At 40.9% G+C, this 15785-nt stretch carries 17 protein-coding genes and 1 pseudogene; 3 read left to right on the forward strand and 15 right to left on the reverse strand.

Features of this window, described 5'->3' with window-relative positions; all coding sequences use genetic code 11:
• Positions 1–56 precede the first annotated feature (56 nt).
• The 8 genes from fdx to trmJ all read right to left on the reverse strand — a co-directional run bounded on the left by fdx (position 57) and on the right by trmJ (position 6453).
• Positions 57–395, reverse strand: coding sequence for an ISC system 2Fe-2S type ferredoxin (gene fdx, locus CWB72_RS00085; RefSeq protein ID WP_058031045.1), 339 nt, complete (start codon positions 393–395; stop codon positions 57–59).
• Between the two features lie 3 nt (positions 396–398).
• The gene (hscA, locus tag CWB72_RS00090) at positions 399–2261 is read right to left on the reverse strand and encodes a Fe-S protein assembly chaperone HscA (protein WP_138628344.1); all 1863 of its coding nucleotides are present in this window, start codon (positions 2259–2261) and stop codon (positions 399–401) included.
• 165 nt (positions 2262–2426) lie between these two features.
• Positions 2427–2951 (reverse strand): co-chaperone HscB, encoded by a 525-nt coding sequence (gene hscB, locus CWB72_RS00095; protein ID WP_138628346.1) that lies wholly within the window; start codon positions 2949–2951, stop codon positions 2427–2429.
• 99 nt (positions 2952–3050) lie between these two features.
• Positions 3051–3374 carry an iron-sulfur cluster assembly protein IscA gene (gene iscA / locus CWB72_RS00100; RefSeq protein WP_058031048.1) on the reverse strand — a complete coding sequence of 108 codons (324 nt, stop codon included), beginning with the start codon at positions 3372–3374 and terminating at the stop codon, positions 3051–3053.
• Positions 3375–3385: 11 nt separating this feature from the next.
• The gene (iscU, locus tag CWB72_RS00105; protein ID WP_138628348.1) at positions 3386–3769 is read right to left on the reverse strand and encodes a Fe-S cluster assembly scaffold IscU; all 384 of its coding nucleotides are present in this window, start codon (positions 3767–3769) and stop codon (positions 3386–3388) included.
• A 43-nt stretch (positions 3770–3812) separates the two neighbouring features.
• Positions 3813–5027: an IscS subfamily cysteine desulfurase gene (locus CWB72_RS00110; protein ID WP_058031050.1), complete on the reverse strand. Its 1215-nt coding sequence runs from the start codon at positions 5025–5027 to the stop codon at positions 3813–3815.
• A gap of 23 nt (positions 5028–5050) precedes the next feature.
• Entirely contained in the window at positions 5051–5542 is a 492-nt protein-coding gene (gene iscR, locus CWB72_RS00115; protein WP_058031051.1) for a Fe-S cluster assembly transcriptional regulator IscR, read from the reverse strand.
• Between the two features lie 182 nt (positions 5543–5724).
• Complete coding sequence (gene trmJ / locus CWB72_RS00120; RefSeq protein WP_138560529.1) at positions 5725–6453, reverse strand: tRNA (cytosine(32)/uridine(32)-2'-O)-methyltransferase TrmJ; 729 nt, start codon at positions 6451–6453, stop codon at positions 5725–5727.
• A gap of 244 nt (positions 6454–6697) precedes the next feature.
• On the opposite strand from trmJ, the gene suhB reads away from it, so the two are divergent.
• Positions 6698–7501 carry an inositol-1-monophosphatase gene (gene suhB, locus CWB72_RS00125; RefSeq protein WP_138628350.1) on the forward strand — a complete coding sequence of 268 codons (804 nt, stop codon included), beginning with the start codon at positions 6698–6700 and terminating at the stop codon, positions 7499–7501.
• A 97-nt stretch (positions 7502–7598) separates the two neighbouring features.
• On the opposite strand, the gene thiI is transcribed toward suhB, so the two are convergent.
• On the reverse strand, positions 7599–9056 hold the full coding sequence (thiI, locus tag CWB72_RS00130; RefSeq protein ID WP_138628352.1) for a tRNA uracil 4-sulfurtransferase ThiI: 1458 nt from the start codon (positions 9054–9056) through the stop codon (positions 7599–7601).
• Between the two features lie 98 nt (positions 9057–9154).
• Positions 9155–9811, reverse strand: a complete 657-nt coding sequence (locus tag CWB72_RS00135; protein ID WP_138628353.1) for a TetR/AcrR family transcriptional regulator — start codon at positions 9809–9811, stop codon at positions 9155–9157.
• A gap of 252 nt (positions 9812–10063) precedes the next feature.
• On the opposite strand from CWB72_RS00135, the gene coaD reads away from it, so the two are divergent.
• Both coaD and CWB72_RS00145 read left to right on the forward strand, forming a co-directional pair.
• Complete coding sequence (gene coaD, locus CWB72_RS00140; protein ID WP_138628355.1) at positions 10064–10546, forward strand: pantetheine-phosphate adenylyltransferase; 483 nt, start codon at positions 10064–10066, stop codon at positions 10544–10546.
• A complete protein-coding gene (locus CWB72_RS00145) occupies positions 10543–11907 on the forward strand; it encodes a capsule assembly Wzi family protein (RefSeq protein WP_138628357.1) in 1365 nt (454 codons plus the stop codon). Before coaD ends, CWB72_RS00145 begins: the two co-directional genes overlap by 4 nt.
• Here the strand turns inward: CWB72_RS00145 and CWB72_RS00150 are convergent, their stop codons facing one another.
• The 5 genes and pseudogenes from CWB72_RS00150 to argH all read right to left on the reverse strand — a co-directional run.
• Complete coding sequence (locus CWB72_RS00150; protein ID WP_138628359.1) at positions 11908–12357, reverse strand: hypothetical protein; 450 nt, start codon at positions 12355–12357, stop codon at positions 11908–11910.
• Positions 12358–12593: 236 nt separating this feature from the next.
• Positions 12594–13085: a hypothetical protein gene (locus CWB72_RS00155; protein ID WP_138628361.1), complete on the reverse strand. Its 492-nt coding sequence runs from the start codon at positions 13083–13085 to the stop codon at positions 12594–12596.
• A gap of 270 nt (positions 13086–13355) precedes the next feature.
• On the reverse strand, positions 13356–13829 hold the full coding sequence (locus tag CWB72_RS00160) for a hypothetical protein (protein ID WP_138628363.1): 474 nt from the start codon (positions 13827–13829) through the stop codon (positions 13356–13358).
• 89 nt (positions 13830–13918) lie between these two features.
• On the reverse strand, positions 13919–14098 hold the full coding sequence (locus CWB72_RS00165) for a hypothetical protein (RefSeq protein ID WP_138628365.1): 180 nt from the start codon (positions 14096–14098) through the stop codon (positions 13919–13921).
• Positions 14099–14393: 295 nt separating this feature from the next.
• Positions 14394–15764: pseudogene (gene argH / locus CWB72_RS00170) on the reverse strand (argininosuccinate lyase); the annotation flags it as partial.
• Between the last annotated feature and the right edge of the window lie 21 nt (positions 15765–15785).

The following is a 15785-nucleotide window of genomic DNA, read 5'->3' on the forward strand; positions in this document are numbered from 1 at the left end:
CTCCTTAAACAAAAAACCCGTAGTAAAGACTACGGGTTTTTCATAATCAAAATCGATTAGTGGTCTTCATTCACAATGTTCAGGTTGTATTTTGGAATTTCTACAACCAAATCTTCATCGTTAATAATTGCCTGACAACCTAGACGAGATTCTGGCTCTAAACCCCATGCTTTATCTAGCATATCATCTTCTAACTCGTCACTTTCTTCTAACGAGTCAAAACCTTCACGGATCACCACGTGACAGGTTGTACACGCACATGACTTTTCACAGGCATGAGGAATTGAAATACCATTCTTTAAAGCGACATCCAGTACAGTTTGACCTGTTTTTGCTTCAATTGCCGCGCCTTCTGGGCAAAGCTCTTCATGGGGTAAGAAAATAATCTGTGGCATTACTTATACCTCGTCTACAGATTGCCCTGTAAGGGCTTGTTTAATTGACATATCCATACGGCGCGAAGCAAATTCACTACTTGCCGCATCTACAGCTTCAATGGCTGTTTTAATTTCATCTGGTGAAGTCGCAGTTTCACGTAAATCAGACAACTTTTGCATTTCACTGCGAAGCGCAGCTAATTCGTTATCATTTAATAATTGGCTATCTGTTGATAAAGAAGCTTCTAATGCTTCTAATACGCGAAGCGCTTCAACTTGTTGCTCTTTCAACATACGCGCTTGCATATCTTCTTTGGCATTGCTCATTGAATCTTTAAGCATTTGCGCAACTTGATCATCAGACAAACCAAATGAAGGCTTAACTTGGATCTCTGCTTGCACGCCCGTTGATTTCTCCATCGCAGAAACGCTTAACAAGCCATCTGCATCCACTTTAAAGGTGACGCGAATATGCGCTGCACCAGCTGCCATTGCAGGAATACCTTTTAAGCTAAATTTAGCCAGTGAACGACAATCATCTACTAGTTCACGTTCGCCTTGCAATACATGTAATGACATGGCCGTTTGACCATCTTTGAACGTGGTAAACTCTTGCGCACGTGCGACTGGAATCGTGGTGTTGCGCGGGATGATTTTCTCAACCAGCCCGCCCATTGTTTCCAGGCCTAGAGATAGTGGCAATACATCTAACAGTAACATGTCTGAATCTGGCTTGTTACCTACGAGAATATCTGCCTGGATCGCAGCACCGATGGCGACCACGCGATCTGGGTCGATAGAAGTCAGTGGCTTTTTATCAAAGAACACTTCAACTTGCTCGCGAATAACAGGCATACGGGTTGAACCACCGACCATAACAACTTGCAAGATTTCTTCATGCGATACATCAGCATCTTTTACTGCACGGCGACAAGCACGTAATGTCTTTTTCACTAACGGCATCACCATTTCAGCAAACTGAGCACGTGTTACTGTCACTGTGTGAGCTGTATCACGTAGCTCTAAACCAACATTAACGGTTTCGTAGCTCGATAGCGCTTCTTTGCAGGCTTTGGCTTTATTGATGAATAAACGCAACTCTGAATTATTTAAATCATTTATTTGCGTTTGTTCTTTAAAATGCGCAACAAGTGCAGAGTCAAAGTCGTCACCGCCAAGGCTTGAGTCACCGCCCGTTGCTAATACTTCGAATACACCTTGGTTTAAACGTAAGATAGAGATATCAAATGTACCGCCACCTAAATCGTAAACGGCGATCACGCCTTCTTGACCTGAATCTAGGCCATAAGCAACGGCAGCAGCTGTTGGTTCATTCAATAAACGCAGAACATTTAGACCAGCAAGTTCTGCAGCATCTTTGGTGCTTTGACGCTGTGCATCATCAAAATAGGCAGGTACAGTGATCACAGCCCCTTTAATGTCTTCACCAGCAAAACTGGCTGTTGCACGATCTTTAAGTGACTTTAAAATCTCTGCTGATGCTTGTACTGGGTTGATTGCACCCACTAGGGTATTAATGGCTAAGCTGCCATTATTTTCCACGAACTCATAAGGCAGTTGCCCATAACTTTGTTCAATCTCAGCTTGAGACTTTCCTAAGAAGCGCTTTACTGAAATTAACGTATTAGTCGGGTCTTCTGCTGATGCCGCAGCGGCAGCTTGGCCCACCGTGATCTTATCAGCTTCGTAACGAACCACAGATGGCAACATCGCTGAGCCATCAAAATCTGTTAGGGTTTTGGCTTCACCACTTTGTACCGTCGCAACCAAAGAGTTTGTGGTACCAAGGTCAATGCCAATAGCTAGCTTATGTTCATGAGGTGCCGCGCTCTGCCCCGGCTCAGCAATTTGCAATAGTGCCATAATGCTCTACGTTCTTAGGTTCGTGTCTATACCCTTCCTACTTAAAGCTGCAGCGGTGTTGACTGCTCTCGCCCCCCGATTACATAGAAAATCTATGCTCATGGGCTTTCTCTCGATTGCGCCTACCTGCAACTAATTGTAGTTTGAGTATTAAACCAATTTGGTTTAGTCGAATAAACTGTCTTCTATGCGTGCTAATTCATCACGCAATTTGTATACAAATTTTAGCTTTCGAATGTTATCAGCTGCAGCGTCTAACTGTGCATCGTCATCACTGCTTAATTGTGATGAGAGTTGTGCTGAATATTGTTTATCAAGTAGCTTAATTTCTTGTTCAAAATCCTCGATAGCTGCTTCAGGATCGTTACTCTGCGGAAGATCTTCTAGCGCTTCTCGCAGTTCCATTTGCTGCATTAAAAACATCGGATCTTGTAAAGTCTGCTGCTCAGCGCGAATGTCTTTGCCTTTTTCGCTCAACATATACTCAGCGCGTTTCACTGGGTGTTTTAACACCGCTAATGCATCGTTGATCTCTGCAGCTTTTTGTACAGCCAGCAGTTTTTCGCGTTCACTTTTACCAGCATATCGGTCTGGGTGAACAATACGTTGTAACTCTAAATAGCGGGTATTAATGGCATTTAGATCAACATCATATGAAACGGGAATATCAAACAATTCAAAGTAATGCATTAAGTTAACTCATTCAAAAGCGCTAAAATTATTATGCTAAATGATATTATACAACAAAGCCCTACCAAGGCAGGGCTTTGTTAACAACAGCAAGGTCAGTTACACTGTAAAACTTTCGCCGCAGCCACATTCGTCTTTTTGATTCGGGTTAGTAAATTTAAACCCTTCGTTTAGACCTTCTTTCGTGTAATCAAGCTCTGTACCGTCAAGGTAAACCATGCTTTTCGCATCAATGATGACTTTAACACCATTATGCTCATACACTTCATCACCTTCGTCTAACTCGTCTACGAACTCTAATACGTAAGCTAAGCCTGAGCAGCCTGTTGTTTTAATACCTAAACGAAGACCGATGCCTTTGCCACGATTAGCTAAGAATGTCTGAACGCGATTAGCCGCCGCGTCAGTTAATGTTACTGCCATGCCGCTCTCTCTTATTTAGCTTGTTTGCTTTTGTAATCTGCAATTGCAGCTTGAATCGCATCTTCAGCTAGAATTGAGCAGTGAATTTTTACCGGTGGTAATTCTAGCTCAGCAGAAATATCTGTATTTTTGATTTCAGAAGCTTCGTCTAGTGTTTTGCCTTTCACCCACTCTGTTACCAGTGAAGATGATGCAATCGCACTACCACAACCATAAGTTTTGAACTTAGCATCTTCAATAACGCCTTGCTCAGACACTTTGATCTGCAGCTTCATAACGTCACCACATGCAGGTGCACCCACCATGCCTGTTGCAACGCTTGGATCGTTTTTATCTAGAGCACCTACGTTTCTTGGGTTCTCTACGTGATCAATTACTTTATCACTGTACGCCATAATTCTTTCCTCGCTACCCGCTATAAACTTGCTACACGTTAAATTAGTGGTGAGTCCACTCAACGCTATCTAAATCAATACCTTCTTGGTGCATCTCCCAAAGTGGAGACATTTCACGAAGACGGCCAATTGAGTTTTTAAGTAACTCAACAGTGTAATCAATCTCTTCTTCAGTCGTGAATCGACCGATGCTGAAACGAATTGAGCTGTGTGCTAGCTCGTCATTACGACCTAGCGCACGTAATACATACGATGGCTCAAGACTTGCTGAAGTACATGCAGAACCAGAAGATACCGCGATGTCTTTTACAGCCATTAGTAATGACTCACCTTCAACAAAGTTGAAGCTGATGTTTGAAATGCCTGGTACTGATTGCTCAATCGCACCGTTGAAATACACTTCATCCATGCTCATCAAGCCATCAATTAAACGCTTACGAAGCGTGCTGATGTGCGCATGGTCTTTTTCGAAATCTTGCTTAGCAACACGGAAAGCAGTACCCATACCAACAATTTGGTGAGTCGCTAACGTACCAGAGCGCATACCACGCTCATGACCACCACCGTGCATTTGTGCTTCTAGACGAGCACGTGGTTTACGACGAACATAAAGTGCACCAATGCCTTTAGGACCATAGATTTTATGCGCAGAGAAAGACATGAAATCAACTTTTAGTTCTTGTAAGTCGATTTTTACTTTACCTGCACTTTGTGCTGCATCTACGTGGAACATGATCTTGCGCTCACGACACATCTCACCGATGGTCGTAATATCTTGAATAACACCTAGCTCATTGTTCACGTGCATCACGCTCACAAGCACTGTGTCATCACGCATTGCTGCTTCTAACTTTTTAAGGTCAAGTAAACCGTTTTCTTCAACTTCTAAGTAAGTTGCTTCAAAACCTTGACGCTCTAGCTCACGGAATGTATCTAAAACGGCTTTGTGCTCAGTTTTAACCGTGATGATGTGCTTGCCTTTCTTCTTGTTGAAGTTAGCTGCGCCTTTGATTGCTAGGTTATTTGATTCTGTCGCGCCTGAAGTGAAAACAATTTCACGCGGATCTGCATTAATTAAATCAGCGATATCGTTACGCGCTTGGTCCACTAGCTCTTCGGCCTGCCAACCAAAACGGTGTGAACGTGATGCTGGGTTACCAAAATTGCCATCCATAGTCAGACATTGCATCATTTCATCTGCAACGCGCTGATCAACCGGAGTGGTTGCTGCATAATCTAGGTATATCGGTAATTTCATTGGTTTCTCCGCTTGACGCCAACTTAAAGTTGACAGCTCACTTGAATGTTATCTAGTTGCTTTATGGCAGTTTTAACAGCGCTATCTTGACGAGAAGCAACTGACTGCACATCAGATTTGGCGACTAACTCAGCTAGGGAAATATTATTTAAAAACTCAGCAATACGCTCACTTAGATCAGACCATAGTGTGTGAGTTAAACAACGCATGCCGTTCTGACAACCGCCGCCTTCACCGTGACAACGGGTTGCATCAACTGACTCGTCGACTGCATTAATCACATCACCTACAGAGATAGTTTGCGAATCTCGGCCAAGTAAATAGCCGCCGCCCGGTCCACGCACAGAGCTCACTAAGCCATGTTTACGTAAACGAGCAAATAATTGTTCTAGGTAAGATAATGATATTTCTTGTCTTTCAGAAATATCAGCTAAAGGAACTGGGCCAACATCGGCGTGCAAAGCAACATCGAGCATCGCTGTGACTGCGTATCTGCCTTTAGATGTTAGTTTCATTGTTGCCCCCTCAGCGTTTTATCAGGTGGTGAATTTTAATTACCTGACTAGGATAGTCAAGTATTACTCACTACACTTACCACTAAAGTAACAAGTGCAATACCCGAGTAATTTACTCAAGTATTGCTCATTGTAATTACCCGACTAAATTAGTCAAGTATTAAACAAAAAATAATCAGGGGTTATTTATTGCCTGTAGACTTGTTAATTGAAGTCAAAATACCGCGTAAAATATTAAGCTCTTGATCTTCTGGACGGGCGCGATTGAACAGACGTTTAAGCTTGGTCATTACCATGCCCGGATGCTGCTTGATGATGAAACCGGTTTCTTTCAATGTGCTTTCTAAATGCTCGTAGAACAGCTCCATTTGCTGAGAGCTTGGGTAAACTGTGTCGTCTTCTTCTACTGGCTTGTCTTGCTTGTCTAAAAACGCCATACGCGTTTCGTAGGTAAGGGTTTGGACAGCCATCGCAAGGTTTAATGAACTATATTCAGGATTTGCAGGAATACATACGTGGTAGTTACAAAGTTGCAGTTCTTCATTAGTCAAGCCACTGTTTTCACGACCGAAAACTAAAGCTACAGGGCCGCTTTCAGATCCATCAACCAATTTTTGAGCACACTCTCTTGGCTCTACCATTGGCCAAGATAAGGTACGTGAACGCGCACTTGTACCAATGGTTAGTGAACAGTCAGCAATGGCTTCTTCTAACTTGCTCACCGTCACGCTATTACCTAGTACATCAGTTGCGCCAGCTGCGAGCGCACTGGCATGGCTATCCACCTCACAAGCCGGGTCAACTAAATATAGTTTTGATAACCCCATGGTTTTCATTGCACGTGCAACTGAACCAATATTGCCAGAATGAGAGGTGTTAACTAACACAATACGAATATCTTCTAATGCCATTTCACTATGCCTTTACGACGAAAATTGATAATTGGCTAAGTTTACCACAGCCTTTTTCTGCCACTCAAAATCTTCGTTTATATTTTTTAATAGCAATTTCAACGCGGTCAAAAAAACAACAATTTTATTTTGTTTTTTGGGTTTACTTTAAGGTAAAAATCGCTAGAATACGCCGTCCTGTGCTTACTGCATTGTCAGTGGGCAACGAATTTATACTGTTCTTTTACAACCCAAAGGTAATGCTATGCATCCAATGTTAAACATTGCGGTACGCGCTGCGCGTAATGCAGCTAAAGTGATCTTACGTGCAAGTGAAGATTTATCACGTGTTGAAGCCCAACAAAAAGGCAGCAACGATATTGTTACTAACGTAGATAAAGAAGCGGAAGCTATTATCCGTGAAACGATTTTAAAAGCGTATCCAGAGCACTCAATCGTGGGTGAAGAACTAGGTGTTACCGAGGGTAAAGATGCTGACTATCAGTGGATCATCGATCCATTAGACGGCACAACAAACTTCATCAAAGGCATTCCTCATTATGCCATCTCAATCGCACTTAAAGTAAAAGGTCGTTTAGACCAAGCGGTTATCTACGACCCTGTACGTAGTGAGCTATTCACAGCTTCTCGTGGCCAAGGCGCACAGCTAAACAGCACGCGTCTTCGTGTTGCTAAAAACAACGAAATCGCAGGTACTGTGCTAGCTACTGGTTTCCCATTCAAGCAAAAACACCACATTGATGCATATACTGACGCATTCAAAGCATTATTTGTTCACACAGCTGATATTCGTCGTGCAGGTTCTGCGGCATTAGATATGGCTTATGTTGCAGCAGGTCGTATTGATGGTTTCTTCGAAATCGGTCTTAAGCCATGGGATACAGCAGCTGGTGAATTATTAGTTAAAGAAGCTGGCGGCATGATCACTGATTTTGCAGGCGGTACTAACTACACGAAAAGCGGTAACATCGTGTGTGGTTCACCTAAGCTTTGCCAACAGATCGTAAAAGAAATTCGTCCTACATTAACTGAGTCATTACTTAAGTAATGGGCAGTAATACTGACACCTACTAATTAGTGGTCAGTTTGAGACAAAAAAGCCGGGGTTACCCGGCTTTTTTATTTTACTGTCTTTTAGGATTTACCTAAGGGCGATAAACCTTCACATTTGTATACCCATTTTCGTGCAAGATCAGCGCTTGTAACTGGCTCATCACACCACGAGCACAATACAAGTAGTACTCTTTATCTTGAGGTAAGTCACCAAATTTAGTCGCGAGTCTGAAGAATGGAATATGCTCCACTTCAACGCCTTCTAGTTCAAGTGGGTTCGCATCTTCTTCTTCCGGTGAGCGAATATCAACTACAACTGCATTCTCAGGCAGCTCACTCACTGTTTCTGCTTCTTTAACTTCTTCTTTCGCTTCTGCTTCAATATCGCGAATGTCTTTTACTGTGGCATTTTTCACTACAGTGTCTAAAACATCAAAGTCAAACTTGGCCTCTTCTTCCAAGATCTTTGAAATTTTTGCTTTAACAGTCGGCTTTTGCGAAATCACACCACAGTATTCTGGCATAGCTTCTGCCATTTCTACCGTACCAATTTCACGTGCGATCTTAATAATATCAGCTTTGTCGTGTTGAATAAGCGGACGCAAAATCAAGGTTTCTGTTACACGATCAATCACACTTAAATTTGCCAGTGTTTGGCTTGAAACCTGCCCTACACTTTCACCAGTAATAAGCGCCTGTGCATTAACTTTATCTGCCACCGCTGCCCCTGCTCGCATCATCATACGCTTAAGCACTACGCCCATTTGACCATTTTCGACATTTTCTAGGATCTCAGCCACCACAGGCTCAAAATCAACGGTTATAAACTTAACTTTGTGTGTCGAGCTAAATTGCTTCCATAAATAATGGCTGACTTGCTTCACGCCAATTTCGTGTGCAGCACCGCCAAGATTAAAGAATAAGAAGTGAGTACGCGCACCTTTACGCATCATTTGGTATGTTGCAACGCCAGAGTCAAAGCCACCCGAAATAAGTGAGAGCACATCCTCTTGAGTTGGTAGAGGAAAGCCACCAATACCATAGTGTGTATGGGTAACGATGTAAGCTAAATCTTTTTTGATTTCAATCTTAACCGTGACTTCTGGCTTACTTAGCTTAACCTTCGCCCCTTCTACATTTTGGTTAAGACCACCACCAACATAACGTTCAACATCGCTGGAGGTGAAGTCATGATTACCATTACGCTTCACTCGTACGCAAAAGGTTTTACCTTCAATGGTATGACTCGCAAGCTCTAATGTGCGCTGGTAAATATCATCTAAAGTTTCAAAAGGTGTTTCTTGCACTTCAATAAATTGCACTATACCTGGCACACGCTTTAGATTATCAATAAACCAATCGCGCGTTTGTGCATCAATGATATCTGTTTCAACTGCAATATTATCCCAGTTATTTTTTACGCGAACTTTTTCATCTCGACGAATTAGAATCATCTTGATGTTTTTCTCAAGTAATTTAGTAAAGCGTTTACGAACAGATTTACTCTTGATCGCGATCTCAGGGTGCAGTTTTACGATAAATTTAAGCATAGAAACACTCTTTAGGTGGGCGAATGCGCGCCGCATAAGTCGGGCGCGCGATTATAACAAATTTCTATGCGATGAGGAAATAAACAATATTGACGCGATTAGGCAATACTTGGCAGTGCTTCATCAGCAAGCTGCTGATATTGCTTTTGCAGATCACTAATTTTTTTGAAACTCAAAGTTGTGCAGTATGGTTTAACTAAAACCAGCACTTTAACAATACCGTTGTATATATCTTGTTGCTCTAACACCCCAGTCATACGACGCGCTTTAACATAAGGCGTCCAAAAACTGACGGTCATTTTTAACATGTGCGCAAACTCGGACGCATCTTCGTCAGTGATTTCTATTACGCCTGCCGTACGTAAACCGATCACCACCGAGCGAACTTGGTTAAATAAGTCTGCTTGAAACGCGATATATTCTTTTTTTAGCTCACTGTCTTTCGCCAAAATATCAGTCAAATTGTCATAGAAGAAATGATAACGCCACATCAATTCAAATAGAGAATCCAAATATTGAGTTAGTTGCTCTAGTGGTTCATGACTAGTATCAAGCGGTTTAAAGTGAGTACTTAAGTGCTCTCGGTATAAGTTGAAGATATTGCGGATAATATCTTCTTTATTTTTAAAGTGATAATACAAATTGCCAGGGCTTATTCCTAAATTTGAAGCGATGTGATTAGTCGTAATCGCTCGCTCCCCATGAAGGTTAAATAAGGCAATACTGGTACGAATAATTTTTTCCTTGGTATTCATATCCTGCTCTCAGACACGCTATTAATGACGGTTATAATAACTAAAATCAGCCATGATTACTTATTGGATTCTGTCATATCACATAATTTATGTGCAATTCACTATAAATAAGACCACGGATAGTATAGTTATCACAACATTGAAAATACCACTAAAACGCTGCGGTTATAAGCAACAACTAGCAAAGCAGACCAGTGTAATTCAGCGCAAAGCTTGATAATATTAGGCAAATTTTATTCTGACTACATTGTTATGAAAGTAACTGCACTTTACCCTGGCACATTTGATCCACTAACAAACGGTCACGCTGACTTAATTAAGCGTGCTGCAAAAATGTTTGATGTCGTATTACTCGCCATTGCCAACAACCCTAGTAAAAAGCCTTGCTTTAACTTAGATGAGCGCGTTGCACTCGCTGAACAAGTGTTGAGTGAATTCAAAAATGTTAAAGTTATAGGCTTTTCTGGACTATTAGTCGATTTAGCTAAGCAACAAAATGCCCAGGTATTAATTCGCGGCATTCGCGCGGTCTCGGATTTTGACTATGAGTTCCAGCTAGCGAATATGAACCGGCGACTCAATCCCGATCTTGAAAGCGTATTTTTAACACCTTCAGAAAGAAACTCATTCATCTCCTCAACACTCGTCAAAGAGGTTGCTTTACATCATGGAGATGTAACCGAGTTTGTAGACCCGATTGTTGCCACGGCCTTATTGGAAAAGTTACACGGATGAAATTAAAAATATTAGCCTTAGCAATCAGCCTTAGCAGCTTCTCTGCTTTCTCTAGCCCATGGATAGAAGCTGAACAAGCGCAGCTTAAGCACTCTATAGACTTACTTGTTAGCTACAACCTAATTCAACGACCTGTCAATCAATACCCATTATTATGGCGAGGTATAGTGCAAGACTTGGCTGCGGTTGATATGAATGAAGTACCTGAGCCGGCAAAATTTGCACTTGCGCATGTCAAGCATGCTTTATCAAATGCAAAACAACAACGCCGTTCAAGTATTCGCGCCTTCTACAATCAGGACCCAGAATTAAGGGAGGGGTTTGGTGAGCGTCAAGGTGCTAAATCTGGCGTGAAAACCTTTGGCCAGATCACCAATAAAAATGTCAGTGCGAAAGTACAGGTAAATTACACTGACGATGCGCTAGATAAGAAATACATTAACCACTACGGTAGCCATGTTGCGGTATTACTCGACAACTGGTCTGCCAGTCTTGAGCAGTTAAATTATTGGTGGGGCCCTGGCAACGAGCAAGCTTTATTACTAAGCAATCATGCCGCGCCTATGAAAGCGGTGCGTTTAAGCAGAGCTAATACCGATTATCAAGGTCCATCATTTCTTTCTTTTATCGGCCCCTGGCAAATCACAGCGATTGCCGCAAAACAGAAACCGAATTTAACCAGTAAGAAAAAGGGTGACTTTTGGGGTATACGCTTATCAAGTATGCCTTTAGCTGGTTTAGAAGTTGCTTTTAGTTCAACTGCAAGCGATTTTATTTTCCACTCAGATGAACAGCAACCTGAATTACATACAAAACAACGCTTAACTAGCCTAGATGCAAAATACTCTTCAGTAATACAAGGCGTACCTTTCGCAGTTTATGCTGAGCTCGCTGGTGAGAATGATAAAGGACTACTCGCCGACAACACCAACTACACAATCGGTGTTGAAAGCTATATGTCTGATGCACAATATCGTGCCAAAGGTTTTATTGAAATCAGCGATACACTCGTTGAGTGTCAGGCAGAGCAAGCCAGCTTTCAATGCAATTTTACCACTCCGGAAACGGGCGGTGATTATACAAATAGAAACCAGTGGCTGGGTGCCGCAATGGGTCCGCAAGCTAAGAGTATCACGTTAGGAGTTGATTATTATCGTCTTGCAGGCTTCGGTGGCTACGCAAAACTTAAGCAAATCGATTTTGATACATTAGAGCTTGATAGAACACTACTTGAAGTCGGTTATCAACAGGGCTTCTTTAAAGGCCTAGGCAAATTAGGATTGAGTATTTGGCAGGATAAACTACCCAAAGAGTCTGAAACCCACACCGCTGTCTCAGCAAGCTGGGAAATTCAATTTTAATTAAGGGCGCGACTCAGCGCCCTTAATTTTTTCGCTCAGTTTATACCAACCTAAGAAGTCTTTTTGTATCACCAAAACTAAGACCATGATGAGATCTGAACCGTTTATTCCATAGCTGAATAAAGTCCAAAACCACCAAAAGTCACTCTTTTTCAAGCCCTCGTATATAAGCAAAAGATCAAGCTGTAGTAAGAAAAACAACAAGGCGTTCACTCCAAGTGCAACCGTTAAATAAAAACGACACAATTTGCCCAAATTGGTTCCTATTTTGACAAAGCTGTAAATAAACAGAATCGTAAGAATATCCAGCACCATATATGGTGTATTAGGTATGTAAACAGAGCGCTTCTCTGAAAGCCAATATATATAATCGAATGGCATTGGAATCGCGTATGAAACAAACATAACAAGTGACAAAATCAAAATTTCGTGCGCTTGCTCTTTTTTCATAGAGCTCTTACTATCTCTAGATGTTCTGACAAAGTTCACCAGAAGCACCATAAAAAAGATAAACGTAGTAGTATGGCCGTATAGAAACTGTACTACTGGCTCGAAGTACAGTATTTCACCAAAAAGATACAAAGTTTCTATCATTTAAATCACTAATTTGAGTTTAGTATTTGTAATTGATAAGTAATATAATCAAGCTTATACAAAAATAATAAGTCTCAAGAGTATTGATACCATCAAAAACATTCTCTTATCTTACGGCTCAGAAGGTAAAGTCTGAAAAAGTCCTTTTGAAGTATTAGTACTAAAACCATCATGGCGTCGGAAGAATTAATACCAATAGAAAACATATACCAAAGCCACCAATGTTCATAAGGCTTAAAGCCCTCGTATATAAGGAAAATTTCTATTTGGATTATTAAGAAGAGAGATGCGTTAAACAGCAACCCACATAATAAATAAAATTTGCATACTTGCCCCTGCTTTGAGCGCACTTTAACTACTATAGAAATAAGCAATGCAGTTAAGATATCGAGGAAAAAATAATAGCTATTTGGGTGATAATAAGAAATTAATTCTTTCAGATTTACAAAGTAATCAATGACACTGCCAAAGAAATAAGAAAGAAACATTATGGTAGCAAGCTGCATAGGCTCTTTAAATCTTGCTTTGTCAGCACTTTGAAATTGCCAACCAGACATTCTCACAAAATTTAATAAGGTAGCCATTAAAAAGCACCAAATTATAAAATTTGATAAAAAACTAGTAAAAGCCGCCGAGGAGAAGAAGAGACCCACAGTAGTACATAACCTGAAGCAATTAATCTTTATATAAAAGTCTTAGAGAACCACTAAGTTCTTCTAAAACAGTGTGACAAGGTAAACGCTATTACTCAGAGACACAAGCTTTGCGGCGAAATGAACCTATTTATTGAGGGTAATATCGGTTTCAGGGCTAACAACAAGAGGAGCCTCTTGTCATATTTGCCCCATAAATTGTTAAGCAGAGATAGTCTTTTGTTTTTTTGAAAAATACTTTTTAACTTTATGATTGATAAATTTCATACCTAAAAAATCCCGATCAAGTATCAAAGCTGCAACCATAACTACGTCTATTGTATTAATCGCTAAAGTATAAAAATACCAGAACCACCAAGGTTCAGAATTCCAAAGTACCCTAAGATCTATATGTATAATCAGACATAATAAAGCATTTAATGAAAGGCCAAGAATTACATATTTAACAGCAATACAAAGTTTTTGTTTCCAAACTTTATGCGCTAATAAAATCATGCCTATAGTGACTATGTCATATACTATCCACGAGATATACATATACATTCTATCTGCAGATAAATTTATAAAATGATTACTTGTAAAGTATGATGCAGCCATTAAAAAGGAAGCTAAAAGGAGGGATATATTTTTACTAATTCCAGACACAAAAAAGAATAGATTCAGCAAAAAAGCCAAAACCATACCTATTAAAATTATTGTATCAAAGTGTAAGCCTAAGCTGATTGAGTTAAAAATATATCCACCATAAGAGTTAGCAGGAGCAATTATTCGGCTGTTTGGTCTTTTGGACGGTAACCACTGTCAACAAGACCACCACCGCGAGCGCCAGTAATTTGCTCTAAAAACTTTTCAGATTTAATTACCTTACCAGAAAGAGAATTGATTTGGCTAGCGCTTTGAGCTGAACGTTGTTTTGATACTAAAGTTTTAATTACCTTTAACATAATGTTTCCTTATTTACGCTGTGAAACAGAGAGTCACAAAAGTGACGTTTATTTATTGTTAAAAGTTATTTAGCAATGATCGATCCAATATTACACCACATTACACTTAACTTGCTTAAATGCTGGTTTTATGTTCACAAGAAACAAAAAAGCACCAGTTTGATATAAAAATGGTGCTTTTTTAATAATTTAAAGCTTTACTCAAATAAATGAGTAGTGGCTTGATTCAAAAGTATTGGTTTAACATGCCAAGAAATAAACTCTAAAAACTACTTATCCTTTATCACTATTTAGATTCCGCTTGCTGTTTAGCAAACTTTATTGCTTGTTCCACTTGTGGCAAGGATGTTCCACCTAGCGCCTGCCGTGCGGCAATACAGGCATCTATCTCTAGTACAGGGTAAACATCTTCTGCAATTACAGGGCAAACAGTTTGAAACTCATCAAGCGATAAATTTTCTAGATTCTGACCTTTACCTATTGCGTGCTGAACAAGCTGTCCAACGATATGGTGACCTTCTCTAAATGGAATACCTTTAGCAACTAGGTAGTCAGCAAGCTCAGTTGCATTAGCATGGCCGCCTTTCGCTGCCTTTAACGTTGCTTCACCATTTACCTTGATACCCTTAATGCAGGCTTGTGCCATATGAATACAGGCAAGCCAAGTTGGCATGGCATCAAACAATCCTTCTTTGTCTTCTTGCATGTCTTTATTATAAGCAAGCGGCAATGCTTTTAGTGTCATCATCATGGCGCTGAAGGCACCGAATACACGACCGGTCTTACCACGGATCAACTCCAAAGCATCTGGGTTTTTCTTTTGTGGCATTAACGATGAACCCGAAGTCACATTATCAGCCAACTCAATAAACCCAGCCTCGCCAGTATTATAAAAAATCAGATCTTCTGCGAAACGAGATAAATGCATCATTGAAATGCTGGCGCAACTTAAAAGTTCAACCACAAAATCGCGGTCAGACACTGCATCTAGACTATTACGGCTAGCATGGCTAAAACCTAGGTTATGCGCTAAAGCTTCTCTATCAATCGGGTAAGCTGTGCCTGCTAACGCGCCACTTCCCAGCGGGCTGACATTTAATCGAGTAATAGCATCGCTTAAACGAGATTCATCTCGTTCAAGCATTTCAACATAGGCCATACACCAGTGGCTGAATAGAACCGGCTGCGCACGCTGTAAGTGCGTATAGCCAGGTAAAATTGTACCAAGTTCACGTTCAGCAAGGGCGACGAATTCAGCTTTTAAAGCCTGAATGGCTTCAACAATTTGTTCGGCTGTACTTCGACTCCAAAGACGAAAATCAGTCGCAACCTGATCGTTGCGACTGCGTCCCGTGTGTAACTTTTTCGCCAAATCACCCACTTTTTCTATCAGCTTAGCTTCAACATACGAATGGATGTCCTCATACCCAGCACTCGCAACAGCTGATAAATCTTGTTGTACTTCGCTTAATAGCTCATTCAAAGCTGCAACCAGCTCAGTATGCTCTTGTGCACTTAACACCTTTACTTGTTGAAGTGCACCGGCCCAAGCGATTGAGCCGATAATGTCTTGCTCCGCCATTTGGTAATCAAACGGCAAAGAATCATTAAATTGTTTAAAAGCCTCATCAGGTCCTGATGAAAAACGGCCGCCCCATAGTGCCATGCTGAAATCTCCAAACTTAAC

It is taken from the genome of Pseudoalteromonas phenolica, assembly GCF_005886345.1.
Classification (GTDB): Bacteria; Pseudomonadota; Gammaproteobacteria; order Enterobacterales; family Alteromonadaceae; genus Pseudoalteromonas; species Pseudoalteromonas phenolica_A.

Coding starts and splice junctions, on each gene's coding strand:
- fdx (WP_058031045.1), bottom strand. CDS start 395: ATGCCACAGATTATTTTCTTACCCCATGAAGAGCTTTGCCCAGAAGGC.
- hscA (WP_138628344.1), bottom strand. CDS start 2,261: ATGGCACTATTGCAAATTGCTGAGCCGGGGCAGAGCGCGGCACCTCAT.
- hscB (WP_138628346.1), bottom strand. CDS start 2,951: ATGCATTACTTTGAATTGTTTGATATTCCCGTTTCATATGATGTTGAT.
- iscA (WP_058031048.1), bottom strand. CDS start 3,374: ATGGCAGTAACATTAACTGACGCGGCGGCTAATCGCGTTCAGACATTC.
- iscU (WP_138628348.1), bottom strand. CDS start 3,769: ATGGCGTACAGTGATAAAGTAATTGATCACGTAGAGAACCCAAGAAAC.
- CWB72_RS00110 (WP_058031050.1), bottom strand. CDS start 5,027: ATGAAATTACCGATATACCTAGATTATGCAGCAACCACTCCGGTTGAT.
- iscR (WP_058031051.1), bottom strand. CDS start 5,542: ATGAAACTAACATCTAAAGGCAGATACGCAGTCACAGCGATGCTCGAT.
- trmJ (WP_138560529.1), bottom strand. CDS start 6,453: ATGGCATTAGAAGATATTCGTATTGTGTTAGTTAACACCTCTCATTCT.
- suhB (WP_138628350.1), top strand. CDS start 6,698: ATGCATCCAATGTTAAACATTGCGGTACGCGCTGCGCGTAATGCAGCT.
- thiI (WP_138628352.1), bottom strand. CDS start 9,056: ATGCTTAAATTTATCGTAAAACTGCACCCTGAGATCGCGATCAAGAGT.
- CWB72_RS00135 (WP_138628353.1), bottom strand. CDS start 9,811: ATGAATACCAAGGAAAAAATTATTCGTACCAGTATTGCCTTATTTAAC.
- coaD (WP_138628355.1), top strand. CDS start 10,064: ATGAAAGTAACTGCACTTTACCCTGGCACATTTGATCCACTAACAAAC.
- CWB72_RS00145 (WP_138628357.1), top strand. CDS start 10,543: ATGAAATTAAAAATATTAGCCTTAGCAATCAGCCTTAGCAGCTTCTCT.
- CWB72_RS00150 (WP_138628359.1), bottom strand. CDS start 12,357: ATGAAAAAAGAGCAAGCGCACGAAATTTTGATTTTGTCACTTGTTATG.
- CWB72_RS00155 (WP_138628361.1), bottom strand. CDS start 13,085: ATGGCTACCTTATTAAATTTTGTGAGAATGTCTGGTTGGCAATTTCAA.
- CWB72_RS00165 (WP_138628365.1), bottom strand. CDS start 14,098: ATGTTAAAGGTAATTAAAACTTTAGTATCAAAACAACGTTCAGCTCAA.